Annotated in this window: 27 protein-coding genes; 9 read left to right on the forward strand and 18 right to left on the reverse strand. The window is 69.3% G+C overall.

Annotated elements, in window-relative coordinates:
• Window positions 1-57: 57 nt before the first annotated feature.
• Both J2X41_RS17525 and J2X41_RS17530 read right to left on the reverse strand, forming a co-directional pair.
• Window positions 58-1,725, reverse strand: coding sequence for a bifunctional diguanylate cyclase/phosphodiesterase (locus tag J2X41_RS17525; protein ID WP_310083618.1), 1,668 nt, complete (start codon window positions 1,723-1,725; stop codon window positions 58-60).
• 69 nt (window positions 1,726-1,794) lie between these two features.
• Window positions 1,795-2,379, reverse strand: coding sequence for a GNAT family protein (locus tag J2X41_RS17530; RefSeq protein ID WP_310083621.1), 585 nt, complete (start codon window positions 2,377-2,379; stop codon window positions 1,795-1,797).
• 261 nt (window positions 2,380-2,640) lie between these two features.
• On the opposite strand from J2X41_RS17530, the gene J2X41_RS17535 reads away from it, so the two are divergent.
• Together J2X41_RS17535 and J2X41_RS17540 are read left to right on the forward strand one after the other, a co-directional pair.
• Complete coding sequence (locus J2X41_RS17535) at window positions 2,641-3,864, forward strand: serine hydrolase domain-containing protein (RefSeq protein ID WP_310083623.1); 1,224 nt, start codon at window positions 2,641-2,643, stop codon at window positions 3,862-3,864.
• A 137-nt stretch (window positions 3,865-4,001) separates the two neighbouring features.
• Entirely contained in the window at window positions 4,002-4,529 is a 528-nt protein-coding gene (locus J2X41_RS17540; protein ID WP_310083627.1) for a hypothetical protein, read from the forward strand.
• Window positions 4,530-4,584: 55 nt separating this feature from the next.
• Here the strand turns inward: J2X41_RS17540 and J2X41_RS17545 are convergent, their stop codons facing one another.
• The 11 genes from J2X41_RS17545 to coxB form a co-directional block, all read right to left on the reverse strand.
• Complete coding sequence (locus tag J2X41_RS17545; RefSeq protein WP_310083629.1) at window positions 4,585-5,850, reverse strand: pitrilysin family protein; 1,266 nt, start codon at window positions 5,848-5,850, stop codon at window positions 4,585-4,587.
• Between the two features lie 128 nt (window positions 5,851-5,978).
• Window positions 5,979-6,263: a hypothetical protein gene (locus J2X41_RS17550; protein WP_310083631.1), complete on the reverse strand. Its 285-nt coding sequence runs from the start codon at window positions 6,261-6,263 to the stop codon at window positions 5,979-5,981.
• Between the two features lie 3 nt (window positions 6,264-6,266).
• A complete protein-coding gene (gene thrC, locus J2X41_RS17555) occupies window positions 6,267-7,667 on the reverse strand; it encodes a threonine synthase (protein ID WP_310083635.1) in 1,401 nt (466 codons plus the stop codon).
• Complete coding sequence (locus J2X41_RS17560; RefSeq protein WP_310083638.1) at window positions 7,667-8,347, reverse strand: SURF1 family cytochrome oxidase biogenesis protein; 681 nt, start codon at window positions 8,345-8,347, stop codon at window positions 7,667-7,669. The genes thrC and J2X41_RS17560 overlap by 1 nt, the downstream gene beginning before the upstream one ends.
• Window positions 8,340-8,702: a DUF983 domain-containing protein gene (locus tag J2X41_RS17565; RefSeq protein WP_310083641.1), complete on the reverse strand. Its 363-nt coding sequence runs from the start codon at window positions 8,700-8,702 to the stop codon at window positions 8,340-8,342. Before J2X41_RS17565 ends, J2X41_RS17560 begins: the two co-directional genes overlap by 8 nt.
• 71 nt (window positions 8,703-8,773) lie before the next feature.
• Window positions 8,774-9,649 (reverse strand): cytochrome c oxidase subunit 3, encoded by an 876-nt coding sequence (locus tag J2X41_RS17570; RefSeq protein ID WP_310083644.1) that lies wholly within the window; start codon window positions 9,647-9,649, stop codon window positions 8,774-8,776.
• Window positions 9,650-9,784: 135 nt separating this feature from the next.
• Window positions 9,785-10,423, reverse strand: coding sequence for a cytochrome c oxidase assembly protein (locus tag J2X41_RS17575; protein WP_404979952.1), 639 nt, complete (start codon window positions 10,421-10,423; stop codon window positions 9,785-9,787).
• Between the two features lie 31 nt (window positions 10,424-10,454).
• On the reverse strand, window positions 10,455-10,601 hold the full coding sequence (locus J2X41_RS17580) for a hypothetical protein (RefSeq protein WP_310083650.1): 147 nt from the start codon (window positions 10,599-10,601) through the stop codon (window positions 10,455-10,457).
• Window positions 10,598-11,638, reverse strand: a complete 1,041-nt coding sequence (cyoE, locus tag J2X41_RS17585) for a heme o synthase (RefSeq protein WP_310083653.1) — start codon at window positions 11,636-11,638, stop codon at window positions 10,598-10,600. The genes J2X41_RS17580 and cyoE overlap by 4 nt, the downstream gene beginning before the upstream one ends.
• A 95-nt stretch (window positions 11,639-11,733) precedes the next feature.
• Window positions 11,734-13,413, reverse strand: coding sequence for a cytochrome c oxidase subunit I (gene ctaD / locus J2X41_RS17590; protein ID WP_310083655.1), 1,680 nt, complete (start codon window positions 13,411-13,413; stop codon window positions 11,734-11,736).
• 24 nt (window positions 13,414-13,437) lie between these two features.
• A complete protein-coding gene (coxB, locus tag J2X41_RS17595; RefSeq protein WP_310083657.1) occupies window positions 13,438-14,382 on the reverse strand; it encodes a cytochrome c oxidase subunit II in 945 nt (314 codons plus the stop codon).
• Between the two features lie 383 nt (window positions 14,383-14,765).
• Here coxB and J2X41_RS17600 point away from each other — a divergent pair, with 383 nt between their 5' ends.
• From J2X41_RS17600 to J2X41_RS17610, 3 genes are read left to right on the forward strand one after another with little or no spacing between them, the layout of a single operon-like run.
• Window positions 14,766-15,092, forward strand: coding sequence for a PadR family transcriptional regulator (locus J2X41_RS17600; protein WP_310083661.1), 327 nt, complete (start codon window positions 14,766-14,768; stop codon window positions 15,090-15,092).
• Window positions 15,089-15,655: an HAAS signaling domain-containing protein gene (locus J2X41_RS17605; protein ID WP_310083664.1), complete on the forward strand. Its 567-nt coding sequence runs from the start codon at window positions 15,089-15,091 to the stop codon at window positions 15,653-15,655. The genes J2X41_RS17600 and J2X41_RS17605 overlap by 4 nt, the downstream gene beginning before the upstream one ends.
• Window positions 15,656-15,665: 10 nt before the next feature.
• Window positions 15,666-16,478 carry a GIN domain-containing protein gene (locus J2X41_RS17610; protein WP_310083667.1) on the forward strand — a complete coding sequence of 271 codons (813 nt, stop codon included), beginning with the start codon at window positions 15,666-15,668 and terminating at the stop codon, window positions 16,476-16,478.
• A 104-nt stretch (window positions 16,479-16,582) separates the two neighbouring features.
• On the opposite strand, the gene J2X41_RS17615 is transcribed toward J2X41_RS17610, so the two are convergent.
• Genes J2X41_RS17615 through J2X41_RS17625 form a run of 3 tightly spaced genes read right to left on the reverse strand, consistent with a single transcriptional unit; the run spans window position 16,583 to window position 18,619 of the window.
• Window positions 16,583-16,927, reverse strand: coding sequence for a VOC family protein (locus J2X41_RS17615; protein WP_310083865.1), 345 nt, complete (start codon window positions 16,925-16,927; stop codon window positions 16,583-16,585).
• A 43-nt stretch (window positions 16,928-16,970) separates the two neighbouring features.
• Entirely contained in the window at window positions 16,971-17,645 is a 675-nt protein-coding gene (locus J2X41_RS17620) for a methyltransferase (protein WP_310083669.1), read from the reverse strand.
• A 32-nt stretch (window positions 17,646-17,677) separates the two neighbouring features.
• A complete protein-coding gene (locus J2X41_RS17625) occupies window positions 17,678-18,619 on the reverse strand; it encodes a fatty acid desaturase family protein (protein WP_310083671.1) in 942 nt (313 codons plus the stop codon).
• 72 nt (window positions 18,620-18,691) lie between these two features.
• Between J2X41_RS17625 and J2X41_RS17630 the strand changes: the two genes are divergently transcribed.
• Window positions 18,692-19,048: a hypothetical protein gene (locus J2X41_RS17630; RefSeq protein ID WP_310083675.1), complete on the forward strand. Its 357-nt coding sequence runs from the start codon at window positions 18,692-18,694 to the stop codon at window positions 19,046-19,048.
• Between the two features lie 148 nt (window positions 19,049-19,196).
• Here the strand turns inward: J2X41_RS17630 and ubiA are convergent, their stop codons facing one another.
• Window positions 19,197-20,135: a 4-hydroxybenzoate octaprenyltransferase gene (gene ubiA, locus J2X41_RS17635; protein WP_310083677.1), complete on the reverse strand. Its 939-nt coding sequence runs from the start codon at window positions 20,133-20,135 to the stop codon at window positions 19,197-19,199.
• 228 nt (window positions 20,136-20,363) lie between these two features.
• Here ubiA and J2X41_RS17640 point away from each other — a divergent pair, with 228 nt between their 5' ends.
• The 3 genes from J2X41_RS17640 (at window position 20,364) to J2X41_RS17650 (ending at window position 23,726) form a co-directional block, all read left to right on the forward strand.
• A complete protein-coding gene (locus J2X41_RS17640) occupies window positions 20,364-20,612 on the forward strand; it encodes a hypothetical protein (RefSeq protein WP_310083679.1) in 249 nt (82 codons plus the stop codon).
• Window positions 20,613-21,598: 986 nt separating this feature from the next.
• Window positions 21,599-21,889 carry a DUF454 family protein gene (locus J2X41_RS17645; RefSeq protein WP_310083681.1) on the forward strand — a complete coding sequence of 97 codons (291 nt, stop codon included), beginning with the start codon at window positions 21,599-21,601 and terminating at the stop codon, window positions 21,887-21,889.
• A 46-nt stretch (window positions 21,890-21,935) separates the two neighbouring features.
• Entirely contained in the window at window positions 21,936-23,726 is a 1,791-nt protein-coding gene (locus J2X41_RS17650) for an ABC transporter ATP-binding protein (protein ID WP_310083684.1), read from the forward strand.
• A gap of 112 nt (window positions 23,727-23,838) precedes the next feature.
• On the opposite strand, the gene J2X41_RS17655 is transcribed toward J2X41_RS17650, so the two are convergent.
• A complete protein-coding gene (locus J2X41_RS17655; RefSeq protein WP_310083687.1) occupies window positions 23,839-25,638 on the reverse strand; it encodes a DUF4153 domain-containing protein in 1,800 nt (599 codons plus the stop codon).
• Window positions 25,639-25,701: the final 63 nt, after the last annotated feature.

Raw genomic sequence — 25,701 nt, forward strand, 5'->3', positions numbered from 1 at the left:
TTACTCCCCCCTCCGGCCCATTCGGGCCACCTCCCCCACAGGGGGAGGATCTGATCATCACCCCCGCGCCTTCACCGGCGCGGCGCCGTCCACATAGGCCTCGTTCAGATAGACCTCGGCCTCCTGCGGCGACAGGGCCGGGGCGTAGCCGAAGCCCTGGCCGTAGTCGCAGCCCAGCGACTGCAGGGCGCGGGCCATCTCGGCGTTCTCGACGCCCTCGGCGACGACTTCTAGGTCCAGGTCCTGGCCCAGCTTGACCACCGAGCGGACGATCTTGGCCGAGCCGGCGTTGCTGCCCATGGTCCGCACGAAGTAGCGGTCGATCTTCAGCGTGTCGAACGGCAGGCGGGTCAGGTAGGACAGCGACGAGAAGCCGGTGCCGAAGTCGTCCAGGGCCAGGCCGGCGCCGGCGTCGCGCAGGGTCCGCAGGATCACCGCGGCCCGCTCGGGATCGCGCATGATGTCGCTTTCGGTGACTTCCAGCTTCAAGGCGCCGCGCGGCAGGTCGTGCTCCTTGAGCACCTGGCGTACGTCGTGGACCAGGCCCGGGCGGTCGATCTCGCCGGTCGACAGGTTGACGCTGACGGTCAGGGCGCCGACGGCGGGGTGCGAGCGGCGCCAGGCGGCCAACTGGCGGGCCGAGGTGCGCATCATGTGCTCGCCCAGCTCGCTCATCAGCCCCATCTCCTCCACCAGCGGGAGGAACTCGTCGGGCGGCAGCATGCCGCGGCGCGGGTGGATCCAGCGGGCCAGGGCCTCGAAGCCGGACAGGGCGCCGGTCGACAGCCGCACCACGGGCTGGAAGAAGGGGGTGATCTCGCCGCGGCCGATCGCGCCGCGCAGGTCGGCCTCCAGGGCCAGGCGCGACAGGCCGTCGGTCTCCATCGAACGACCGTAGGCGGCGGCCCCGCCCCGTCCGGCGGAACCGGCGGCCTCGACGGCCAGCTCGGCGCGGCGCAGCAGCTCCGCCGCCTCGGGGGCGTCCTCGCCGCCCTCGACCGCCACGGCGCCGATCGACAGGGTCGGATGAATGTCGAAGCCGGCCACCCGCAGGGGCTGTTCCAGGGCGGTGCGCAGCAGCTCGGCGGGCTCGAAGCCGGCCGGGTCGCACAGCACCGCGAACTCGTCCTCGCCGATCCGGCCCAGCAGGGCCTCGGACGGGAAGGCGGCGGCCAGACGCGAGCCCAGGGCGGCCAGCACCAGGTCGGCCCGCTCGTGGCCCAGGGCCTCGTTCAGGCGGCGCAGGCGATCGACGTCGGCGACCACCAGTTCATGCACGCCGCTCCTGGCCAGCCGCTCGCGGGCGTGGGCGATGAAGCTCTTGCGGTCCAGAAGGCCGGTCAGGGTGTCGCGCTCGGAGGCTGCGAACTTGACCTCGGGGGCGATGACGCCGGCGGCGCGCACCCCGTCTTCCAGCCAGGTCCCGCGCCAGATGCAGATCTCGCCGCCCCGCATACGCAGGCGCGCGACGATCTCGCTGCCGGGCGCGCGGACCTTGAGAATGTCCTCGGCCTGGGCACGGTCCTGGGGCAGGGTCAGGGCGCGGAAGGCGGCGGAGGAGCAGTCAGGGGCCAGCGGCCCCAAGCCTAAAGCGCGCGAAGCGCCGTTGACGCGCAGGCGGTCGGCCTCGGGTTCCCAGAGCCACAGCGCGACTTCGGCGGCGCCCAAGGCCTCCAGCGTGGCCGTGGCGTCCCATACGCGTCGCTGACTGATCTTGAACGACATGCCCTGATCCCGCGCCGAAAGCGCCGCGCCCGGGTCCGCGCTGAGGTTCTTCCCCGAAGAGAAGACCGGCTAACCGACCGGAGGCGCGACCATCCCGAACAGACGATGATCTCGCCACTCGCCGTTAATTTTCAGATAAGCGGGCGCATATCCCTCTTCCCTGAAGCCCGATTTCAGCAGAACGGCGGCCGAGGGCTGGTTTTCCGGCATGCAGGCGGCTTCCAGCCGGTGCAGCCCCAGCTCGCCGAACGCGAAGTCGATCGCGGCCCGGACGCCGTCCCGCATGTAGCCCTGGCGAGCGTAGGGCTGGCCGATCCAGTAGCCCATGACCGCGGTCTGCGACACGCCGCGGCGGATGTGGAACAGGCGCACCCCGCCGATCAGCGCACCGTCCTCGCGCCGGAACATGAAGAACGGAAACGCCTCGCCCACCTCCATCTCGCGGGCGTAGGCGTTGAGCCGGGCGCGGAAGGCTGGGCGGGTCAGGTCGTCCTCGGGCCAGGTCGGCTCCCAGGGCTTGAGGAAGGCGGCCGACCGGGCGCGCAGCTCGGCCCACGGCTTGTAGTCGCTCAGGCGCGGCAGGCGCAGGAACACCGTCTGGCCCTCGAGGCGCGGGCCGGGATCGGTCTGGAAGAGGCGCAGAAAGGCGGACAAGCGGAAGGTTCTCGTTGAGGGGCGCACCTTCGAGCGTCAACGCGCCGGAGGCAATAGGGGCGCGCCTCGCCGACGCCCCGTGACCTTTGGACGCGACGCGGCGCGCCGAAGCGCCTTGTCGCGGCGCGGCAAAGGGGTAGGACACGACCTCCACCACGCGCGACGCGGATTCGACGGAACAGACGGCTGACCAAGTTCTACAAGACCCGGCAAAACACCTTCGCCCGCCGTCCGCGGCGCGGCTGGCGGATCGCGGCGGCGGTGCTGCTGGCGGCCGGCCTGGGCGCGCTGGGCTGGACCGCCCTGCATCGTCCGCATCCGGTCAAGATCCGCGAGGCGGCGGCCGCGCCGGCGACGCCGCTCGCCCTGCCGCTGGAGCCGAAGGACTGGCGCGGCGAGATCGACTATCGCGCCCTGGACGCCCGCATCCAGGCGATGATGGCCGACCCCTCCATGCAGGGCCTGGCGATCGCCGTGGTCGAGAACGGCCGCCTGTCGTTTGTGCACGGCTATGGCCTGACGTCTCCCGACGACGGCGAGAAGGTCGGCGCCGACACCATCTTCCGCTGGGCGTCGCTGTCCAAGACCGTGGCCAGCACGCTCAGCGCCCGCCTGGCCCGCGACGGGGCGTTCTCGCTGGACGATCCGCTGGGCAAGTTCGGCACCAGCCTGCGCCTGCCCGGCGACGCCCAGAACGCCCTGACGGTCGCGCAGCTGCTGTCCCAGCGCACCGGCCTGCCGCGCAACGCCTATGACGGGTGGCTGGAAGGCGGCCGGGATCCCAGGACGATCCGCCAGAGCCTGGCGGCGGTGGCGCCGCAATGCCCGCCGGCCACCTGCCACACCTACCAGAACGTGGCCTACGACACGATCCGCGAGGTCGTGGAGACCGCCACCCACCGGCCCTATGCGGACGAGGCCCGCCAGCGGCTGTTCCTGCCCCTGGGCATGACCAGCGCCACCATCGGCGCCGACGGCCTGCGCGGCGCCAGCCATTGGGCGCGCCCGTCGCACGTCGGTCGCGCCCTGCCCCTGGCCGACGCCTACTACCGGATCCCGGCCGCGGCCGGGGTCAATTCCAATATCGTCGACCTGGCGCGGTGGATGCAGGCCCAGATGGGCCAGGCTCCCGCCGTCCTGCCGGCCGAAGTGCTGGCCGAGATCCAGCGCCCGAGGGTCGATACCGGCCGTCCCTACGGCAATTCCCCCCTGGGCCGTTCGCTGGACCACCCCGGCTACGGCCTGGGCATGCGCAGCTTCGGTTACAAGGGCCACCGCCTGGTGGGCCATAGCGGGGCGGTGGACGGCTATCGCTCGACCATGATGTTCGACCCGGCCACCAAGACCGGCGTGGTGATGCTGTGGAACAGCGACGGCAGCCTGCCCTTCAAGCTGCAGGCCGAGGTCTTCGACCTTTACTACCACCTGCCGTTCACCGACTGGCTGCAGATGAAGGGCGACCCAGGACCTGCGCTGGCGCCCTGAGGTGACGGGAGGCCGACCGTCGGGACCCGTACTCGGTTGAGCGGGCTCCAAAGCGCGAGCGAGTGTCGCACACCAGGGTCGACAGGGCGACCGAGGCTCCCTAGCCTCTCCGCTCAAGTCGGTGTGGGGGCGTGCGTATGGCCAAGAATCTGGTGAAGAGCGAACGCGCCGACGTCTGGGCGCTATGGGACAAGCTGAAGCGCCTGTTCCCGACCTGGAGCTTGCTGCCGGAGGCCTTCTACACGCCCGGAGCCTGGGGTTATGTGGGCGTCGACTTCGTCAGCGGCTTCCGCAAGAACGCCTCGACCCTGAAGACCTTCGACCTGCTGAAGGATGTCGACGACGCGCGCTTCGACGCCCTGTCCGCCTTGGCCAACCTCAACGCCCGCCGCCAGGAGCAGCTGCTGCGCGCGGTCGTCGTCGGCTATCTGACCTTGCCGCTGACGATCACGGCGCTGGCCGCCGACTTGGCCGGCGACAGCGTCATGGGCTTGCTTCGCGAGCACACCACCGCGGCGATCCAGATCGGCGCCACGATCACGCTGGGCCCGCTCGGCTACTTCCTGAGCCACTGGCGTTCGCGCCAGATCGTCGGCGTCCTGGACCTGATCCGCATCGAGCGCGGCCAAACCCCGTTCACGGCGCTGGAATTGCGGGAGGAGTAGGAGGCGGCCTTCAAGGTCAACGACGGATCGACGCTGTCCCTCGGCGTCCCCTCCCCTATCCCAGCGCCCGCTCGAACACCTCGCCCGCCTTCAGGGACGCCTTGGCGCCGAGGATGGCGCTGGCGGCCTTGCCGGGGCCCAGGATCATGCGGCCCAGGCGCTGGAGGTCGTCGACGCTCACGGCGTCGACCGCCTCGGCCAGTTCGGCGGGAGCGTAGAGGCGGTCGAACATCAGGGCCTGGCCGGCCGCCTGCTCGGCGCGCGACAGGGGCTGTTCGCGGGCCATGAACATGTGGGCCTTCAGCTGGGCCTTGGCGCGGGCCAGTTCGGCGTCCTCGATCCGGGCGGCCAGCAGGGCGATCTGCTCGGCGCAGACCTTGGCGGTCTCGGCCGCGTCGCCGGCCGCGCAGCCGGCATAGACCCCCAAGGCGCCGGCGTCGGCATAGGTGTCGGCATAGGCGTCGATGTTGTAGGCCAGACCCCGCTTCTCGCGGGCTTCCTGGAACAGCCGCGACGACATCCCCCCGCCCAGGGCCTCGGCGAAGATGCGCAGGGCGAAATAGTCGTCCTCGCGGGCGCTGACGGCCGGCAACATGAACACCAGGTGCGACTGCTCCAGCTTGCGGGCCTGGCTCTTGCGGCCGCCGACGAAGCCGGCCGGGGCGGAGGCCAGGGCTCCCGGCGCGGTGGGCATCGCGCCGAACTCGCGGCGGGCCAGATCCAGAACCTCGTCCAGCTCCACCGCGCCCGAACAGCTGACGATCAGCCGGTCGGCGGCGTAGAGCTGGCCGCGCCAGTGCGACAGGCCGTCGACGGTGGCGGAATTGACGCTGTCGACCGTGCCCAGGATCGGCCGGGCCAGCGGGTGGTCGCCCCAGGCGGCGGCCTGGACCAGGTCGAACACATAGTCGTCGGGGGCGTCGGCGGCCTCGGCGATCTCCTGGGCCACCACCTGCTTCTCGCGGGTCAGGTCGCCCTCGTCGAGGGTGGGGCGCAGGACGAGGTCGGACAGCACCGCCATGCCCAGGTCCAGCCCGCCCTTCAGGGCGCGAACCTGGAAGCTGGTGCGCTCATAGCCGGTGGCGGCGTTGATCTGGCCGCCCTGCGTCTCGATCACCTCGACGATATCGCGGGACGAGCGCTGGCCCGCGCCCTTGAACACCATGTGCTCCAGCAGGTGCGACCAGCCCGACCGGGCCGGGTCCTCATAGGCCGCGCCGCGGCCGGCCACGACCGACAGGGCGATGGTCTCCAGGCCCGGCATCGGGTCATGGACGACGCGGACGCCGTTTTCGAGGGTGTGGAGGGTGGTGGTTGTCATGTCCCCATGTAGCGGGGGCGACGAGGCCGCGCCAGTGCGGGGCGCAAGCATGGCGGTTGTCATCCCGGACGAGCGCATGGCGCGAAGATCGGGGACCGGGCGTGACCGCATGCGATTGGGGCGGTCCGTCAGCCGAACTGGGTTGGTGTGTACCGCGTGACGCTGGCGGTTGGATCGATCTTGAAACTCGCTTGGTTAGCCGCGCACCAGATCTCCAGTTCGGCCTTGAGTATCGGCCAGAGATCGACGGCCCAGTCCGGCGCCACGTCCTTCCAGACATTTTCGGTCGGCAGGTAGGCGGTCAAATGTCCCATCGGCAGTTCGAGGACGAGCCGCCCACCGGGGCCAGCGACGACCAACTCTTCCTTCCAGCGGGGCTGAAAGCGGAAAACTCGGTCACGCCGGCCCGCCATGGCTCAGCTCCCTGACGCGAACACCCGCACGAAAGCCTTCACCGTCTCGGCGTCGGCCGGCAGGCGGTCGAACTTTTCCGGCTTCTTCGACAGGTCCGGCGTGGCGCGCGGCGTGGCGGGCGTGACCCCGGCGGCGGCCGCGACGGCCTCGGGGAACTTGGCCGGGTGGGCGGTGGACAGCACCACGACCGGGGTCGTGGAATCGGCCAGACGCAGGCTCGCGGCGGCGGCGACGCCGACGGCGGTGTGCGGGTCGATCACCTCGCCGGTCTCGTTGAGGGTCGACAGGATGGTCTTGGCGGTGTCGGCCTCACTGACCGACGCGCCCTGGAACAGCTCGCGCATCTTGGCGTGGGCGCTGGGCGGGATGTCCAGCAGGCCCGTGCCGGCGAAGGCGCGGAAGGCGCGGCCGGTCTCGACGCCGTCGCGGCCGACGGCTTCGAAATAGAGGCGCTCGAAATTGGAGGCCACCTGGATGTCCATGGCCGGGCTCTGGGTGGCGGACACCGCGCCGCGCGCATAGCGGCCCTCCTCGAAGGCCCGGGCCAGGATGTCGTTGGAGTTGGTCGCGGCCACGATCCGGGCCACCGGCAGGCCCATGCGGGTGGCGACATAGGCGGCGTAGGCGTCGCCGAAATTGCCCGTGGGCACCACGAAGGCCACCTTGCGGGCCGGCGCGCCCAGGGCGACGGCGGCGGTGAAGAAATAGACGCTCTGGGCGGCGATCCGCGCCCAGTTGATCGAGTTGACTCCCGACAGGTCGACCGCGTGGCGGAACTGGTCGTCCTGGAAGGCCTGCTTGACGATGGCCTGGCAGTCGTCGAACGAGCCCTGGATCGAGACGCAAGCGACGTTCTTGTCGGTCGCCGTGGTCATGAACCGGCGCTGGACCTCGCTGATCCGGCCCTCCGGGAACAGGGCGACGATGCGGGCGTGCGCGCGGCCGCGGAACGCTTCGACCGCCGCGCCGCCGGTGTCGCCCGAGGTGGCGCAGATGATGGTCATGGTCCGCGACTGGCGCGACAGCACGTAGTCGTACAGCCGCCCCAGCAGTTGCATCGCCACGTCCTTGAAGGCCAGGGTCGGGCCGTGGAACAGCTCCAGCAGGTGACGGCCGGGGGCCAGTTGCTTCAGCGGAACGACGGCGGCGTGGGCGAAGGTCGAATAGGCCTCCTCGCACATCAGGGCCAGGTCCTCGGCCGGGACGTCGTCGCCGACGAACTTGCCGACCACGGCCGCGGCCACCTTGGCGTAGGGCTGGCCGGCGAAGGCGGCGATCTCTTCGGGCGTGAAGGTCGGCCAGCGATCGGGCACATAGAGGCCGCCGTCCGGGGCCAGGCCGGCCAGGACCGCGTCGAGGAAACCGATCGAGGGGGATTCGCCCCGGGTCGAAACGTAGCGCATCAGGATCTCATCTTCCGCCAGAGCATGGCGGCATAGATAAACAGCAGGGTCACGGCAAGACCGAACCACGTCAGGGCGTATTCCAGGTGCCGATTGGAAATTTCTGCCGGCAGCGGTGCGGGGGTGATTCCCGCCGGCGCGGGGGTCGCGGACTCGACCATCAGGATGTACGGCGCGGGCTTGTCGGCGGCGAAGCGGGCCACCGTCGCGGCCCGGTCGCCACCCAGCGACTTGGGGGCCATCAGCACGCCGACGGCCTGGGTTGGAGCGGCCAGGGCCAGCGGCGCGGGCGTCGGCTGGCCGGTCAGGGCCTTGACCACGCCGAGGTCCAGCAGGATGGCGCCGTAGCCCGCCGCCGAGGTCCGGCAGATGGCGGTGGCGCGCCAGACGATGTCGCCATCGCGGACGCCGTAGACCAGCGGCAGGGTCTCGGCCTGGCCGGGGGCGCAGGTCACCGAAACGCGGGTCCAGGATGCGTCGCCCTTGCCCGCCAGGACGGTCGCCAGTGGCCGGGCCGGCGCGGTCTTCAGCACCTCGATCCGGGCCAGCAGGTCTTGCTTCCAGGCCAGGCGCTTGAGCTGCCAGACGCCCAGGCCGCACAGGATGACGAAGGCGACCAGGGTGGCGATCGTCAGGCCGATCGGGAAGCGGCGATCCTTCGGAACAGAAGCGTCAGACATCGTGGCGGCCGGCCTCGGAGGCTTTGTTGGCGATCTGGGCGGCGACCATCAGGCCCTTGGCCGGCCGCATCAGACCCAGGCACAGGACCAGGGTGACCGGCAGCCAGACCACCAGCAGCAGCCAGATCGGCCAGGCGAAGGCGAACATCGAGAACAGCGCCCCGAACGCGCACAGGGCGCCGGCGATCAGGATCACGAAGGTCGAGGCCCCGTCGCCGGTCTCATAGGCGCCCAGGTCGAAGCCGCAGGCCTCGCAGGTCTTGGAGACCTTCAGGAACCCGTCGAACAGCATCCCCTCGCCGCAGTGCGGGCAGCGGCCGGTCGCGCCGGCGAGGTAGGGGTTCACGTGAGCCATCAAAGGGTCCCCGAAAAGCAAAAAGGCCCGGAACGCTATCTGGCGTTCCGGGCCCCCTCGAAGCAGATGATCTAGTGCGGCGAAGCGCCGAAGATCACGTAGACGAAGGCGAACAGGAACAGCCAGACCACGTCGACGAAGTGCCAGTACCAGGCGGCGGCCTCGAAGCCGAAGTGCTGCTTGGGGGTGAAGGCGCCGTTCATCAGCCGGATCAGGCAGACGATCAGGAACAGGGTGCCGACGAACACGTGGAAGCCGTGGAAGCCGGTGGCCAGGAAGAAGGTCGAGCCGTAGAGGCCCGAATTGGCGGCCGCTTCCGAGTAGAACAGGTGCTCATGGTTGATGTGGCTGTACTCGTAGATCTGGATGGTCGTGAACAGCGCGCCCAGCAGGATGGTCAGGATCAGGCCCCACTTGGCGCCCTTGCGGTCGCCCTGCTGCAGGGCGTGGTGCGACCAGGTGATGGTCGTGCCCGACAGCAGCAGGGTCAGGGTGTTGACCAGCGGCAGGTGCCAGGGCGAGACGGCCTCGACGCCGGCCGGCGGCCAGGTGGCCCAGGCCGTGCGCACTTCCTCGATGCCCGACAGGGTGCGGTGGTGATGGAACAGGGCCATCTCGAAGAAGATCCAGAACCACGCCACGAAGAACATCACCTCCGAGGCGATGAACAGCACCATGCCATAGCGCAGGCCGATCGAGACGACGGGGGTGTGGTCGCCGGCGTTGGCTTCCTTCACCACGTCGCGCCACCAGCCGAACATCGTGTAGAGCACGCCGGCGAAGCCGGTCGCGAACAGCCACCACTGGCCCTTCTCGATGCCGAAGACGCCGCCCTTGATCCAGGCGATCAGGCCGATGGCCATCAGCGTGGCCGAGGCCGAGCCGACGAACGGCCACGGGCTGGGGGGCAGGATGTGATAGTCGTGTTTGACGGCGCCGTGGGCCATGTGCGTGCTAACCCTTTAATCCCTCAAGAGCGTGATCGCCGAGGAGGAAGCCGTTGCCGGCGGCCCTCACGCTCTCACCCTGTAAATCCGGCGCATCGACCCGGTTCCCCCTGCCGACGCGCCCTGTGTGAAACGCTATAGCGCCCTCGGCGGCTTGCCGCCAAGGGGTTGAACGATGCGCGGCGTCGTCGCCGCCTGTTTCGCCCCAGCCGCGTCAGCAACCGCCGGGAAGAAGGTGTACGACAGGGTGATCGTCGACTTGTCCTTGGTGTCGGCGTCGGTCACGAAGCCGGGGTCGACGAAGTAGACGACCGGAAACTCGACCGTCTGGCCCGGCTCGATCGTCTGGTTGGAAAAGCAGAAGCATTCCAGCTTCTGGAAATAGGCGCCGGCCTGCTCGGGCACGACGTTGTAGAGCGCCCGGCCGGTCATCGGCTTGTCGCCCTTGTTGGTCACCTTGAAGAAGGCGAGGCCCGTGTCGCCGATGCGGACCTGCTGGCTAGTCTGCATGGGTTGGAAGTCCCACGGCAGTGTGCGGACATTGGCGTCGAAGCGGATCTCGACCTTGCGGTCCAGCACCTTGGTCGGCTTGGCCACGGCCTTGCGCACCGTGCCGTCGAAGCCGGTGGCCTGGCAGAACAGCTTGTACAGCGGCACCGCCGCATAGGCCGCCCCGACCATGCCGAAGAAGGCCAGGCCGCAGATCACGGCGACCTTCAGGTGGCCGCGTCCCTTGGGCCGGGGACCGACGCCGACCTGGTTGTCGGCCTCGATCTTGGCTCGGTCTTGTGGCGACAGGTCGTCCTTAGAAGTGGGGGCCAACATTGCCTCCCAGCTTCACGACTGTGACAACGAACACCAGGATGACAAACGCCGCCAGGCCCAGCCCCAGGGCGATGTTGCGGCCGCTGCGGGCCTTGTGGGCCGGGTCGTCCTTGCGCGGCGGGGTCATAGCGGCAGCTCCAGGACTTTAAGGCCCAGCACCGCCTCGGCCAGCAGGGCGGCGAACAGGGCGAACAGGTAGAGGATCGAGAAGGCGAACAGGTTGCGGGCGTGGCGCGCATCGCCGACAGGCTTGCCGCGCTTGGCGGCCGCGTCGCCGACCTCGTAGAGGTCGCGGTCGGCCGGGCGCGGATCGGCGGCGTCGCCGGCCGTGCTGGCGAAAACCCGCCAGGCCAGGGTCAGGAACACCAGCCCGCCCAGGCCCGACACGGCCAGGTACAGCCAGCCGCCCAGGCCGGTGAACACCGGCGCGACGCAGACCGGGATCAGGACCAGGCTGTAGAGCAGGATCTGCCGGCGGGTCTCCTTGGCGCCCTTCACGACGGGCAGCATCGGCACCCCAGCCTTGGCGTAGTCGGTGCTGATGTACAGCGACAGGGCCCAGAAGTGCGGCGGGGTCCACAGGAAGATGACCAGCACCATCAGCCAGGCGTTCAGCGGCGCGTGGCCCGTAGCCGCCGCCCAGCCGATGGCCGGCGGCAAGGCGCCGGCCAGACCGCCGATGACGATGTTCTGGGCCGTCCAGCGCTTGAGCCACATGGTGTAGACCACCGCGTAGAACACGATGGTGAAGGCCAGCAGGCCGGCGGCCAGCCAGTTGATCGCCATGCCCATCAGCATCACCGACAGCAGACTCAGCACCACCCCCAGGGTGGCGGCCTCCTCGCCCTTGACCAGGCCCATGGGCACGGGCCGGCCGCGCGTGCGGCGCATCTTGGCGTCGATGTCGGCGTCGTACCACATGTTCAGCGCGCCCGAGGCCCCGGCGCCGACGGCGATGCAGAACACCGCCACCGCGCCCAGCAGCGGGTGGATCGGGGTGCGGGCGGCCAACAGACCCGTCAGGGCCGTGAAGACGACCAGCGACATCACCCGCGGCTTCATCAGCTGGAAATAGTCCTGCCAACGGGCATGGCGGACCGTGGCGGTCGCCTTGTCGTCGGGGGTCAGGGCCTCTCCAGGAGTCAGGACGGGGGAACGGGCCATTTTACTTAAGGGTTCGGGTCTTCTGATGGGCGAAGGGCGCGGACTGGATTCTCATCCGGCCCGCGCCCCCGTTTTGCGTGTCTAGTCTACCAGATTCAGTGGCTATCGGCCTTGATGACCGGCGGGTCGCTGAACTGGTGGAACGGCGGCGGCGAGGACAGGGTCCATTCCAGGGTGGTGGCGCCTTCGCCCCACGGATTGGCCTCGGCCTTGCGGCGGCGGATGGCGGCTTCCAGCAGGATCACCAGGAACACCACCACGCCCACGGCCGTGATCGCGTAGCCGACCGACGAGACGTAGTTCCAGTGCGCGAAGGCGACCGGATAGTCCACATAGCGGCGTGGCATGCCCTGCAGGCCCAGGAAGTGCTGCGGGAAGAACACCAGGTTGACGCCGACGAACATGATCCAGAACTGCACGCAGCCCAGGAACTCGTTGTACTTCACGCCCCACATCTTCTCGAACCAGTAGAAGAAGCCGGCGAAGATGGCGAACACCGCGCCCAGCGACAGCACGTAGTGGAAGTGGGCGACGACGTAGTAGGTGTCGTGCAGGCTGTAGTCGATGCCGGCGTTCGACAGCACCACGCCGGTCACGCCGCCGACGGTGAACAGGAAGATGAAGCCGATCGCCCACAGCATGGGCGTCTTGAAGCTGATCGACCCGCCCCACATCGTGGCGATCCACGAGAAGATCTTCACGCCGGTCGGCACCGCGATGACCATCGTCGCGGCCACGAAATAGGCGCGCAGGTTGATGCTCATGCCGACGGTGTACATGTGGTGGGCCCACACGATGAAGCCGACGAAGCCGATGGCGACCATGGCGTAGGCCATCGCCAGATAGCCGAAGATCGGCTTCTTGGAGAAGGTCGAGACGATGTGGCTGATGATGCCGAAGCCCGGCAGGATCAGGATGTACACTTCCGGGTGGCCGAAGAACCAGAACAGGTGCTGGAACATGACGGGGTCGCCGCCGGCGGCCGGGTCGAAGAAGTGGGTGCCGAAGTTGCGGTCGGTCAGCAGCATGGTGATGGCGCCGGCCAGGACGGGCAGCGACAGCAGCAGCAGGAAGGCGGTGATCAGCACCGACCAGGCGAACAGCGGCATGCGGTGCAGGGTCATGCCCGGCGCGCGCATGTTGAAGATCGTGGTGATGAAGTTGATCGCGCCCAGGATCGAGCTGGCGCCGGCCAAGTGGAGGGCCAGGATCGCTAGGTCCATCGACGGGCCGGTGTGGCCGGTGGTCGACAGCGGCGGATAGATCGTCCACCCGCCCCCGAAGCCGCGGCCCGGGCCGCCGTCGACGAACATCGAGGTCAGCAGCAGGCACCAGGCGGCGACCAGCAGCCAGAACGAGATGTTGTTCATCCGCGGGAAGGCCATGTCCGGCGCGCCGATCATGATCGGCACGAACCAGTTGCCGAACCCGCCGATCATCGCCGGCATGACCATGAAGAAGATCATGATCAAGGCGTGGGCGGTGACCACGGCGTTGTAGCCATGCTTGGACTGCTCGACGAGGCCCATCAGGTGAACCGACGAGTTGGGACCGAAGATCTGGATGCCCGGCTCGGCCAGTTCCCAGCGAATCAGGCCCGACAGCGCGCCTCCCACCAGGCCCGCCATGATGGCGAACAGGATGTAGAGCGTGCCGATGTCCTTGTGGTTGGTCGAGAAGAACCAGCGCTGGAAGAACGGCGGCTTGTGGTCGGCGTCGTCGTGCCCAGCACCATGGGGCGCGTCGTGGTGATCGATGTCAGCGGCGTGAGCCATCGGACTTAATCCTGCAATCGTATCTTAGGCCGCCGGCGCGGCGGGAGCCGCGGCCGGAGCGGAAGCGGGGGCGGCGGCCGGCGTGGTCGCGGCCGGAGCAGCGGTCGCGGGAGCCGGGGCGGCAGCTGCCGTGGTGGGCGAGGTCTTGGACTTCACCCAGGCGTCGAAGTCGGGCTGGCTGACGACATGGATCTCGATCGGCATGTTCGAGTGGTCGACGCCGCACAGTTCCGAGCACTGGCCGTAATAGACGCCGATCTTGTCGGCCTTGAACCAGGTTTCGTTCAGGCGGCCAGGGATGGCGTCGGTCTTCAGGCCGAAGGCCGGCAGGGCGAAGGCGTGGATCACGTCGGCGCCGGTGACCTGCACGCGGATCACCTGGTTGACCGGCACCACCATCGGCTTGTCGGCGGCCAGCAGGTAGGGCACGCCCTTGGCGTCGGCCTCTTCCTTCTTCAGCGGCACCGAGGTGATCTCGCTGATCTTCTGGTCGGGATATTCATAGCCCCAGTACCACTGGTAGCCGGTGGCCTTCACCGTCAGGTACGGCTTGGGCATGTCGTTGTAGGCGAACAACAGCCGGAACGAGAAGATCGCGATAATCATCAGGATCAGCACCGGGCCGATCGTCCAGATGATCTCGACGGTGGTGTTGTGGCTGAACTTGGCCGGGACCGGGTTGGCCTTGGCGTTGTAGCGAATGACGATCCAGATCAGCAGGCCCAGCACCAGCAGGGTGATGAGCGTGATGATCGGCATCAGGATGTGGTTGTGGAAGGCGATGGCCTCGTACTTCAGGGGCGAGGCCGCCTTCTGAAGATCGTAGGCGCCGGGGGTCGGCTGACCCAGCAGTTCGGCGCCCTTGGCGAGGGCCTGCCCCGCGAACACGCCCGAAAGGGCCATCGTCGTGGCGGCGACGGCGGCTACGCCCGTCAACTTCCGCCGCATCCCCTGAATTTGCGCCTTCATATCCCTCACGGCCCGTTTCGGCGGCGATTTGGCGTCGCGATCAACCCACGCCGCGCCGACATGCACAATACGACCAGCGACACGGGACTTAGGCAATCGACTTCGTCAGGCGACGGGAATCGAGCGCTGGTCCCGGCGTCTCTGGCCGGTCGCTGGCGTGCATACGCGCTCCAATCCCCGTTGCCAAGCGCCTGAGGCGTTCGCCCGGACGCCTTGCGTGGACCCGAGGCGCCCAACCTGAGAACCGCTCTCAACAACCGCCATTTCGGCGCGGTTGCGGCTACGTACCATTACTAACATGTAATGACAGCTACCTTGCATTGGACACTACCTTGCGTCACAAGGGTGCCCAGCAACGGGCCAGAAGCAAAGAAGCGGACACCGTGACGGAAGCCATTGAAGTTCAACTGAAGAAGGGCGTGCTGGCGCTGTGCGTGCTGGCCCTGCTGTCGAAGGCCGACAGCTACGCCTACGAAATCGCCAGCAAGCTCGCCAAGGACATCGATATGGGGGAAGGGACGATCTACCCGCTCATGCGCCGCATGCAGTCGGACGGCCAGGTCGAGACCTATCTGGTGGAATCCCAGAGCGGTCCGCCGCGCAAGTACTACCGCCTGACCGACGCCGGTCGGGCCAGCTTCACGGCCCAGAAGGCCGAATGGGCGGCCTTCGTCTCCGCCGTGGAAAACATCCTGGGAGCCGCCGCATGACGCGCGCCGAATTCCTCACCCGCCTCAAGCGCGGGCTGGCGGGCATGCCCGCCGCCCAGATCGCCGACATCGTCGCCGACTACGAGGCCCACTTCAACGACGCCCAGGAGGCTGGGCGCAGCGAGAGCGAAGTCGCCGCCGCCCTGGGCGAACCCGAGCGCCTGGCCCGCGAGCAGCGCGCCGAACAAGGCGTCAAGCGCTGGGAGGAGACCAAGAATCCCTCGGCCGCCGCCAGCGCGATCTTCGCCGTCGTGGGCCTGGGGGCGATCGACATCATCTTCCTGCTGCCCCTGCTGATGGGCGTGCTGGGGACGCTGTTCGCCTTCTTCATGGCCGCCATCGGCGTCTTCGTGGCCGGCGGGGTGGTGACCACCGTGGGACCGTTCGCCGGACCGCCCGGCGGCCCCGCCGTGGCCTTCCTGCTGGGCATCGCCCTGATGGCCGGCGCCACCGCCCTGGCCGCGGTGACCACCCTGCTGACCATCGGCCTGGTCAACGGGCTGATCTGGTACGGCCGCCTCCACTACCGGCTGCTGAAGCCGGCCATCGAAACCCAGGTCTGAGGGGACCGCCATGATCCGCAACCTGACCATCGTCGCCGTCGCCAGCTTCGTGCTGTTCGTCGGCTGCCTCGCCGGGGCCTTCGCGCTCGGCGGTCGCGACATCATGCAGCACGGCTGGACCTTCCCGGCCGACTGGAACATCGAGGTCAACGACGACAACGACCATGTCCATATCGGGCCCGGTTCGTCGGACGCCGACAACGGCGAGACCACCACGCGAGAGGTCGCCTGGAGCGGCGCCGACGCCCTGCAGATCGACGTGCCGGCCGAGGTGATCTTCACCCAGGCCGCGCCCGGGGCGGGCGCCAGCGTCAAGGTCGTCGGGCCCCAGCGGCTGGTCGACCGGGTGACCCTGGAGAACGGCCGCCTGGCCCTGCGCGACGGCGGGGACGATGACGGCGATGGTTCGATCTCCATCCACGGCCACGGCGTGCACATCAACCGCGACGGCGACCGCCTGTCGGTCGAGATCGTCGCCCCGGGCGTGCGAGCCTTCACCCTGAACGGCAGCGGCGACCTTCACCTGAAGGCCTACGACCAGCCGGACCTGGTGCTGGAGATCAACGGCAGCGGCGATGTCGACGCCCAGGGCAAGACCAGGAAGGTCGACCTGAGGGTCTCCGGTTCCGGCGAGGCCGACCTGCGCGGCCTTGACACGGGCGACGCCAAGATCGCCCTGGCCGGCAGCGGCGAGGCCCACGTCGCCCCGCACGGCGCGGCCGAGATCGAGGTGGCCGGCAGCGGCGACGTCTACCTGACCAGCAAGCCCGCCGTCCTCACCTCCAACGTCGCCGGCTCCGGCGAGGTGCACCAGGACTGGTAGGCTCGGCGAAGGAGAGCTCCTTTCCTTATCGCCGTCGTCCCGGGCCTTGCTGTTCGGCCCGGGACGACGATAGGACCGGCGGGGCTGGACGAACCCAAAAAACCCTAGCCCTCGCTCCACACCGCCAGCTCGTTGCCGGACGGGTCGGTGAAGTGGAAGCGGCGGCCGCCGGGGAAGCTGAAGATCGGCCGGGTGACCACGCCGCCCGCCGCCGTCACCCTGGCCAGCATGGCCTCGATGTCGTGGGCGTAGAGCACCACCAGCGGCCGGTCGGTCGAGCCCTCCTGCGGCGTGCAGAACCCGCCGTCGGTCCCCTGGCCCTCGAAGGCCGCGTAGTCGGGGCCATAGTCGGTGAACGCCCAGCCGAAGGCCTTCGCATAGAAGGTCTTGGTGGCCGGCAGGTCGCCAGCGGGCCATTCGATATAGTCGATCTTGCCGTCTTCGCGCATGGTCGCGGCCCTCAATCTGTTCTTCTTACGTTCTAGGTCGCCGTCAAGGCAGAGTCCAGACGCTGGTGCGCTTGACCGCCATGTCCTCTAGTTCGCGCGTGGTCGGCACCTGGTACTCGGCCAGCTTCACCAGCCCGTCCTTGGGGAAGTAGGTGCGGCCCGGATCGCCGACCAGCACGGTGGCGCCGGCCGCCCGGCCCAGGCCCAGCCAGGCCATGACCGCCTCCGCCATCGGCCGCTCGTAGCAGATGTCGCCGGCCAGCAGCACGTCGGCGCCAAAAGGAGGACCGACCGGCGGCGGGGCGTCCAGCAGGTCGGTCTCGGTGAAGGCGACCTCGACGCCATTGGCCGCCGCGTTGAGGCCGATGGCCGCCTCGCAGAACACGTCGATGTCGGCGGCCAGCACGCTGGCCGCCCCCGCCCTCATCGCCGCGATCGCCACTAGGCCCGAACCGGACGCGAAGTCGATGACCCGCTTGCCGGCGACGATCTCGGGGGTGTCGAGGATATAGCGCGCCAAGGCCTGGCCGCCGGCCCAGGCGAAGGCCCAGAACGGCGGCGGCAGGCCGATCTCGGCCAGGGCCTCCTCGGTCAGCGTCCAGATCGGGGTGATCTCGTCGGCCAGGTGCAGCCGCAGTTCCGGCGTGTGCGGCGGGGCCTGGAGCCGGGTGTTCTCCAGGATGAAGGCGCGGCGGCCGGCGAGGGAGGCTTCGATCATGGGCGGCTTAGAGCACGGCCCGGCTCTGGTCTCTAGGCCGGCGCCCGGCTGGACGCCGCCTTCAGCACCGACATGTAGCCGGGCGCGGTCAGCATGCCTTCGGTCCGGCCCTTGGCCGCCAGCAGCCGATGGGCCTTGGGCAGGTTCCAGCACGGCATGTGCATGAACAGGTGGTGCTCGGCGTGGAAGTTGACATGGTAGGGCGCGATCAGGGCCCGCTCGATCCAGTTGGCCCGGGTGGTGCGGGCGTGGCGGAACGGGTCGGGCTCGTCCCTGGCCACCAGGGCGTGCTCGGCGATGTTGCGCAGGCGGGTGACCAGCGGGAACCAGGTCGCCATCGGCACGATCCATAGCGCCAGCCAGGCCCACCACAGGCCGATGGCGCTCAGCACGGCCAGCAGGCCCAGGTTCCACAGCAGGAACGGCGCCTGGCGTCCCACCTCGCCGCTGAAGATCGCGCCCTTCGGCTGGCCGCCCTTCAGCTTGCCCAGCAGCGGGCCGAATCGCTGCTTGAAGAAGGTCTGGCCGGTCAGGTCGCGGACGATCTTGCGGCGCAGCGAGGCGCGGGTGGTCGGGAACGGCGCCGACAGCACCAGGTCCGGATCCTCGGCCTGCTGGGCGTACTTGTGGTGGGTCAGGTGATAGGGCCGATACTTGGCCAGGGAGGCGCCGGTCGGGGCCGCGCACAGCCATTCGCCGACCCAGTCGTTGACCTTCAGGTCCGGGTGCAGCCCGCCGTGGGCGGCCTCGTGCATCAGGATGGCCAGGCCCAGTTGGCGGGCCCCGATCAGCATCACCGCCAGCAGGTAGGTCAGCGGATTGGGCCAGAGCACGAACGCCGCCCCGGCCGCGACGATCACCGCCCAGGCGTGGGCGACCATCAGCAGGCCCCGCCACGACGAGCGCGCCGACAGCGGCGCCCATTCCTGCGGCGTGAACAGTTCCTGCGGCTTGATGCGGGACGCGACGGCCATGGAACGATCATGCCACATTCAGCGTCCGGCTTACAGAATGACCCGACGTCATGCTGCCTTCGGAGATTCCCCATGCGCCTGATCCTGACCGCCCTCGCCCTGGCCTTCGCCCTGCCCTTCGCGGCCGCCCCAACCCTGTCCTGGGCCGCCAGCTTCGACTGCAATCGCGCCCGGGCTCCCGACGAGAAGGCGGTCTGCGCCAACACCGCCCTGAACGACAAGGACGTGAAGATGTCGGTGCTCTACGAGGTCAACAGGCGCACCCTGGCCATGGGCGGCCGCGGCGCGCTGATCGACGCCCAGCAGCAGTGGCTGCGCGACCGCCGAGGCTGCGGCGCCAACCGCGCCTGCCTGAACCGCGCCTATGACCGCCGGCTGGGCGAGCTGGAGCGGAGCATGGAGCGGATCTATCGCAACGGGCCGTTCTGATCCCTGTCGCGCTCTCTCCGTTGTCATCCCGGAAAGCGCGCAGCGCTTGTCCCGGGACCCAGGGCAGCCGCACCGCATCTACCCAGTCCCCTGGGTCCCGGACAGCCTCCGCGAGGCTTCCGGGATGACAACGGTGGAGACCGGATCCCTACAGCCCCGGCGGCTTCCACATCCCCGCCGCCAGGGCCAGGAACAGCACGAAGCCGACCTGGGCGTTGGACTTGAACAGGGCCAGGGCCCCGGCCGGGTCGTCGATCCGCACCCGGGCGGCCTGGCGCGACAGGTGGACGGCGACCAGGGCGGCCAGGGGCAGGAACAGCGGCCCCAGCCCCCCAACCCACGCCGCTGCGACGACCAGCACGAAGCAGGCGACATAGAAGGCCAGCACGCCTTTCTGGACGTGCGCCCCCAGCCGGCGGGTCGAGGACTTCACCCCGGCCAGGGCGTCGTCCTCGATGTCCTGGATGGCGTAGATCGTGTCGTAGCCCAGGGTCCAGAACAGGCCCGAAGCGTAAAGCAGCGCCGCCGACCAATCCAGCCGGTGGGTCGCCGCCGCATAGCCCAGCAGGGCGCCCCAGTTGAAGGTCAGGCCCAGCCAGGCCTGCGGCCACCAGGTGATGCGCTTCATGAACGGATAGGCCGCCACCAGGCCCAGCGAGGCGACGCCCAGGCCGATGGCTAGCCAGCCCAGGCAGACCAGGATGCCGAAGCTGACCAGGCAGCAGCCGATCACGAACGCCCAGGCCTGCTTGACGCTGATCAGGCCGGCGGGGATGGGACGCAGGGCCGTGCGGCTGACCTGGGCGTCGAAGTCGCGGTCGACGATGTCGTTGAAGGCGCAGCCGGCCGCCCGCATCAGGGCCGCCCCGACGAAGAAGGCGATCAGCAGCCACGGATTGGGCCATTGGCCCTGGCCGGCCGCGGCCAGGGCGATGCCCTGCCAGCCGGGCAGCATCAGCAGCCAGATCCCCGCCGGCCGATCGAACCGGCCCAGCTTCAGCCAGGGCCGCAGGGCCGGCGGCGCATGGCGGTCGACCCAGTTGCCGGCGGCGGCGTCGGGCAGGATGGTGGTGTCGGGCGAACTCATGGCCAAGGCTTAGCCCCCGGCTCCCGCCTCGCGCAACCATGCCCAGAGGCTGCCATAGAACTTTCCGATCTCGCCGCGAAAAACGATCAATTGGATTGATTGAAGGCCGCCAGCCAAGGTGTGTTCAGCGAAACGGCGGCCCCCTCCAGCCGGTTCGCTAGCCCGAGGAGGGTCGCCGTCCTTCCCCCGGGGCGGCGGCCCTTCTCCTTCCGCTCCGAAAGGCTTCCGATGACCCGTCCGTCCCTCGCTCTCCTGGTCGACCGCGTGGAAGCCTGGGCCCTGCTGGTCCTCGGCCTGGCCGCCGGCATCGTGGCGCCGCATCCGGTGACCACCGCCCTGTGGACCGCGGCGGCGCGGGCCTTCGACCGAGCCGGCGACGCCGGCATGGTGTCGCGACTGACCTCGGGCACGAAGTTCGGCGGCCGCATCCGCGCCGGCCTGCGTGGCGACAGGCTCAGCCACCTGCGGTTCGCCTAGGGTCGACCTCCAACGCTGTGCGTGGTCCTCGTCCTTCGACAGGCTCAGGATGAGGACCAATTTGCAGGCCGAGCCGTAGAAAACCTCATCCTGAGCTTGTCGAAGGACGAGGTTTTCGGCCCCACCGGGGGGTGCATGTCGATCTGATTTTGGGAAGGGCGCGGAGACACGATTTCGCCGCCTCACGCGGAAAGCCGCTGAGCTGAATGGGAAGGGTGCGAAGCGCCCGGGCCTCGCCCGGATGATTTGCGGTTGTAAGTACCGTTTCGACGAAGTGCAGGCGCTTCGCGTGGAACCGTTATCCGGAAGCCTTCGGGTCGCGGATTTTTAACCCGCTCCGATGGAGGCCCCCGACGGGCGGAGGGGCGACGTACCCCGTCCGGGCCGCGCGGGCGATTTCAGCCCGCGCCTGGTGCGTTTCGCCGTTCGGCCCCGAGGGGATGTTCCCGCCGCCCGGCCCGGACCGCCCGAGGCCCCATCCGAGGCCTCCACGCTCCGCCGACCGACCCGAAGGGCCCTCCGACACCGGCCAGCGGACGCTCCCCGCTCGACCACCCCCGAAAGCCGCATCGGTCGCCGTACGTGCGCCCTCCCCGTGCTTTCAGGTGAGATCAGGATAAGGGTGGTCTGAAGGGGTGAGGATAAAATCGGGTCGAGAAAGTTCAGAGCGTTGAAATCGCGAGGCTTTGTTCCCTGAACGCCGAGCATAAGTCCCTTCCCTCCCCCTCGTGGGGAGGGTGGCCCTGGCGGCGCCAGGGTCGGGTGGGGGGCTGCTGAGTCAGCCAGCAAACCCGCTAGACACCCTGCACCGATCCCCCACCCGACCCCCTACGCGGGCCACCCTCCCCGCAAGGGGGAGGGAAGGACAATTCCGGTTTTTGCCGCGACGCAAACCGGCCAGGGCGTCACATGCCTCCCTCCAGCGCCCGCAACAGGCGAGAAAGCCGTCTTCCCGTTTCGCGCCTGATCCCCCACATTCCAGTCCGATGACCGACGCTCCCCGCCCGTCCCGCAAGCGCTTGTCCCGTCCGGTCCACTGGGCGCTGGACGGGCTGGGCGCGGCGCTGGTGGCGATCGGGGCGATTGGCATCGTGACGCCGGGCCTGCCGACCACGGTGTTCTGGATCGGGGCGGTGATGTGCTTCCTCAAGACCCGGCCGCATGCGGTGCGGCCGCTGCTGCGCACCCCGATCGTCGGCCCGGCCATCCGCTGGTACCTGCGCTGGCGGCCGTTCGGCGGCGGGCGGCGCCGAAGCCACAGCTCGAAACAGGCTTGAACCGCCGCTCGCGCCGCGCGTGCGGAGCGCCTATCTGTCCTCCACCATGACCGACCAGATCGACGAGGATGAGACCGGCGCTCCCCGCCGCGCCCTGAGCAACGCCAGGGTGCTGGGCTTCATCGCGCGCTTCTGGCTGCGCCGGAAGGGGCTGTTCTTCACCGGCGTCGGCCTGACCCTGATGGCGATCTGTTTCGACCTGGCCCTGCCCTGGGCCTCTGGCCGGCTGATCGACACGATCACCAAGGGACCGTCGGCGATCGACGCGGCCTGGGGCGCCTGGGCGGCGTTCGTCGGGGTCTATCTGGGCTTTTCGCTGATCCGCAACCTAGCCATGCGGTTCTGGATCCCGCTGGCCGCCCGCAACATGGAGGAGATGACCAACGAGGGCTACGCCCGCGTCCAGGCCTTCTCGTCCGACTGGCACGCCGACAGCTTCGCCGGCGCCACGGTGCGCAAGCTGACCCGCGCCATGTGGGGCTATGACAGCGTGACCGACGCGGTGACCATCTGGCTGGCCCCCAGCCTGATCGTGCTGGTCGGGCTGTCGGTGATGCTGCTGCTGCGCCAGCCCTTGGCGGGGATCGTCGCCCTGGTCGTGGTCGCCGCCTACATCACCGTCAACCTGGTGGTCACCACGCGCTATGTGCGGCCCGCCAACCTGAAGTCCAACGCCCTGGATTCGAAGATCGGCGCCAGCCTGGCCGACGCGGTGACCTCCAACCCCACCGTCAAGAGCTTCGGGGCCGAGGCCCGCGAGAGCGCCCAGGTCGCCCAGGTCACCGCCGCCTGGCGCGAGGCGGTGATGGTCACCTGGCACAAGTTCACCAATGTCTGGCTGGGCCAGAACCTGCTGCTGGTGCTGCTGCAGGGCGGACTGACGGCGGCGATGATCCACGCCTGGGCCAAGGGGACCGCGACGCCCGGCGACGTCGCCTTCGCCATCACCGCCTTCATGCTGATGAGCGGCTATCTGCGCAACATGGGCGAGAACATCCGCATGCTGCAGAAGGGCCTGGACGACACCGAGGACCTGGCCGCCTGGGAGGGCCTGGCGCCGCAGATCGCCGACGCCCCCGGCGCGCCCGACTTCAAGCGCGGCCCGGGCGCCATCGCCTTCGAGGACGTGACCTTCCGCTACAAGTCGGCCGGCGCGCCGCTGTACGACCACTTCTCGCTGCGGATCGCGCCCGGCGAGCGGGTGGCGCTGGTCGGGCCGACCGGCTCGGGCAAGTCGACCTTCGTCAAGCTGGTCCAGCGGCTGCACGATCTGCAGGGCGGCCGGATCGTCATGGACGGCCAGGACGTCGCCCAGGTCACGCAAGGCAGCTTGCGCCGCGCCATCGCCGTGGTGCCGCAGGACCCGGCCCTGTTCCACCGCACCTTGCGCGAAAACATCGCCTATGGCCGTCCCGACGCGACCGAAGAAGAGGTCGTCGAGGCGGCGAAGAAGGCCCGCGCCCACGACTTCATCCTGCGCCTGCCCCAGGGCTACGACACCCTGGTCGGCGAGCGGGGCATCAAGCTGTCGGGCGGCGAGCGCCAGCGCGTGGCCATCGCGCGGGCCTTCCTGACCGACGCCCCGATCCTGGTGATGGACGAGGCCACCTCCTCGCTCGACGTCGAGACCGAGGGCCAGGTCCAGGCCGCCGCCGAGGCCCTGATGGCCGGCCGCACCACCATCGTCATCGCCCACCGCCTGTCCACCGTGCGCGGCGCCGACCGCATCCTGGTGTTCCAGAACGGCCGGGTGGTCGAGGAAGGCCGGCACGGGGAACTGAAGGCGGCCGGCGGGGTGTATGCGCGGCTCAACGCGGTGTCGGAGGGCGTGGGCTGAGGCCGGGGACATGCCCTCGCGGCGTGTCCCCCGCGGTTCGCACGGCGCTTGTTTTGGGAACACGCCGCAAGGGCGTGTCCCCGGCAGCATGAACGCCCTCAGCGAGGGCGGACTAACGCCCTTCGAAGGTAATCGTGGCAGGCGTCAACGGCGGCCCTTTTGCTTCCGCGCGACACCCGTCTCGGGTCGGTTGGACCTGGAGACGCAGACCGCCCACCAGGATGTCACGCCGCGCAACGGGCGGAGCCAGGCGGATGTCACCGCTCTTGAACGCCTCGTCCACCTTGCCGCCGCCGCAGTCCGAGGCTGAGCCGACCTGCCGCCACAGACCGTCCTGCACCTTTACGATCTCGACTACCGACCCGTTCCAAACCAGCACTTCGTCGATGCCGTCCTCGTCGATGTCAAGCAGGGTTATGGCGCAGGTTTCGGGTGAGTACACGCAGGTCGAACGGAGCTTCCAGCCGCCGTTCTGCTTCAGGAAGCTCTCGGGCAAGACCCTGCCCTTGGGGTAGACATGGATCTCGGCTACGGCCTTGGCGGAAGGCCTGTCGTCTCCTTTCGAAAGCTCATAGGGGCTGGTGGCGCTGAGCGCCTTAGCGGCAGGGGCGTTGAACGCCGCGTTCCGGTCCTTGCCTAAGGCGATCAGAGCCTCGCGACCAATACGCCCCCCCTGGAAACGCAGGAAGGCGTAGTCGAACGCCTCAGGCTTGACCTTGCCGGCGTGCAGCCGCGCCACCTGGTCCTCCACCGACAGCCGCCGGGGATCCGCCAGCGGCGTGCAAAGGGCCAGCAGCACCGCGATGACCACGAAGGCCATGGCGATGTTGGTGGTCTCCAGCGCCTTCATCCAGGCCCCCGGCCGCACGGCGGCGACCGCGTAACCCACCGCGTAGCCCGCCGCGACCAGCACGCAGGCGGCGGCGATGATCCGGTCGGGGCTGAGGCCGTACTGGCCGATCCGCAGGCTGAGGCCGTAGCCCGCCAGCACGGTGATCGGGACCAGCAGCACGCCCGCCAGCCGCGCCGCCCACCGCAGCACCGCGGCGGTGGTCTCGGTCCCGTCCTGGTAGGCGGCGTTGGCCAGCAGGATCAGGAAGGCGTCGGCGACCAGCAGGATGGCGGTGGCGCTTTTCGTCTTCCACAGCGGCTCCAGGCCGGTGAACGGCAGGGTCAGCAGGAAGGCCGCGGCGATCAGCGCCATCAGCGGCAGCAGCCAGGCCAGCAGGGTCAGGGCGACCGTCCGCACGCCGCGCACCAGGTTGGCCCGCACGTCGGTCAGCTGGACGGCGGCGGCGAACATCACGGCGGTGGCGGGGAAGCTGAACCACTCGTGCTTGATCAGCTTGTCGATGGCGTCGACGCCGATCAGCTTGAACAGGGCCGCGGCCAGGAACAGCAGCAGCCAGAAGGCCCCGGTGAAGCCCACCGACAGCGCGCCCTGCACCCCGTGCTTCCAGGTGACGTCGAAATAGGTCGGGTAGCGGGCGATGCGCCGCCGCTCCAGGTCGGCCGGCTCGACCAGGTGATGGCCGATGAAGACCAGGGCGGCGATCGCGAAGAAGGTTTGCGGCCCCAGGGCGTCGACGCCCTTGGCGGCCGGATCGCCGCTCCACACGCCATAGGCGCCGAGGCCCGCGGCGGCGACGGCCGCCACGCCCTTCCAGGCCGCCAGGGTGCGCCAGCGCAGGGCTGACACGCCCGCCAGGACCAAAAACGGCGTGAACAGCACGACCAGCAGCAGGGCGCCGTAGAGCTCGCGCTGGGTGGCCGGCCAGACCTTGGACTGGTCGGCCTGGTAGAGGCCGTACAGCAGCAGCCCCTGGGCCAGGCCCGCGGCCAGGCGGAGGATCGTCGCGCGGCGCACGGCGCGGGGATCGGACGGGGCGGTCTCGTTCAGGGCGTCGGTCATCTTGCTGCAACCTCGAATGTCGTGGGGCCAGAGATCACGCCGTGGGCGCGGCGCCTAGGGTCG

The organism is Caulobacter sp. BE254, assembly GCF_031457295.1.
Classification (GTDB): Bacteria; Pseudomonadota; Alphaproteobacteria; order Caulobacterales; family Caulobacteraceae; genus Caulobacter.

Bases quoted from the DNA above. Each gene is read 5' to 3' on its own strand.
- J2X41_RS17525 (WP_310083618.1), bottom strand. From the start codon at position 1,725: ATGTCGTTCAAGATCAGTCAGCGACGCGTATGGGACGCCACGGCCACG.
- J2X41_RS17540 (WP_310083627.1), top strand. From the start codon at position 4,002: ATGGCCAAGAATCTGGTGAAGAGCGAACGCGCCGACGTCTGGGCGCTA.
- J2X41_RS17545 (WP_310083629.1), bottom strand. From the start codon at position 5,850: ATGACAACCACCACCCTCCACACCCTCGAAAACGGCGTCCGCGTCGTC.
- J2X41_RS17550 (WP_310083631.1), bottom strand. From the start codon at position 6,263: ATGGCGGGCCGGCGTGACCGAGTTTTCCGCTTTCAGCCCCGCTGGAAG.
- thrC (WP_310083635.1), bottom strand. From the start codon at position 7,667: ATGCGCTACGTTTCGACCCGGGGCGAATCCCCCTCGATCGGTTTCCTC.
- J2X41_RS17560 (WP_310083638.1), bottom strand. From the start codon at position 8,347: ATGTCTGACGCTTCTGTTCCGAAGGATCGCCGCTTCCCGATCGGCCTG.
- J2X41_RS17565 (WP_310083641.1), bottom strand. From the start codon at position 8,702: ATGGCTCACGTGAACCCCTACCTCGCCGGCGCGACCGGCCGCTGCCCG.
- J2X41_RS17570 (WP_310083644.1), bottom strand. From the start codon at position 9,649: ATGGCCCACGGCGCCGTCAAACACGACTATCACATCCTGCCCCCCAGC.
- J2X41_RS17580 (WP_310083650.1), bottom strand. From the start codon at position 10,601: ATGACCCCGCCGCGCAAGGACGACCCGGCCCACAAGGCCCGCAGCGGC.
- cyoE (WP_310083653.1), bottom strand. From the start codon at position 11,638: ATGGCCCGTTCCCCCGTCCTGACTCCTGGAGAGGCCCTGACCCCCGAC.
- ctaD (WP_310083655.1), bottom strand. From the start codon at position 13,413: ATGGCTCACGCCGCTGACATCGATCACCACGACGCGCCCCATGGTGCT.
- coxB (WP_310083657.1), bottom strand. From the start codon at position 14,382: ATGAAGGCGCAAATTCAGGGGATGCGGCGGAAGTTGACGGGCGTAGCC.
- J2X41_RS17605 (WP_310083664.1), top strand. From the start codon at position 15,089: ATGACGCGCGCCGAATTCCTCACCCGCCTCAAGCGCGGGCTGGCGGGC.
- J2X41_RS17610 (WP_310083667.1), top strand. From the start codon at position 15,666: ATGATCCGCAACCTGACCATCGTCGCCGTCGCCAGCTTCGTGCTGTTC.
- J2X41_RS17615 (WP_310083865.1), bottom strand. From the start codon at position 16,927: ATGCGCGAAGACGGCAAGATCGACTATATCGAATGGCCCGCTGGCGAC.
- J2X41_RS17620 (WP_310083669.1), bottom strand. From the start codon at position 17,645: ATGATCGAAGCCTCCCTCGCCGGCCGCCGCGCCTTCATCCTGGAGAAC.
- J2X41_RS17625 (WP_310083671.1), bottom strand. From the start codon at position 18,619: ATGGCCGTCGCGTCCCGCATCAAGCCGCAGGAACTGTTCACGCCGCAG.
- J2X41_RS17630 (WP_310083675.1), top strand. From the start codon at position 18,692: ATGCGCCTGATCCTGACCGCCCTCGCCCTGGCCTTCGCCCTGCCCTTC.
- ubiA (WP_310083677.1), bottom strand. From the start codon at position 20,135: ATGAGTTCGCCCGACACCACCATCCTGCCCGACGCCGCCGCCGGCAAC.
- J2X41_RS17640 (WP_310083679.1), top strand. From the start codon at position 20,364: ATGACCCGTCCGTCCCTCGCTCTCCTGGTCGACCGCGTGGAAGCCTGG.
- J2X41_RS17645 (WP_310083681.1), top strand. From the start codon at position 21,599: ATGACCGACGCTCCCCGCCCGTCCCGCAAGCGCTTGTCCCGTCCGGTC.
- J2X41_RS17650 (WP_310083684.1), top strand. From the start codon at position 21,936: ATGACCGACCAGATCGACGAGGATGAGACCGGCGCTCCCCGCCGCGCC.
- J2X41_RS17655 (WP_310083687.1), bottom strand. From the start codon at position 25,638: ATGACCGACGCCCTGAACGAGACCGCCCCGTCCGATCCCCGCGCCGTG.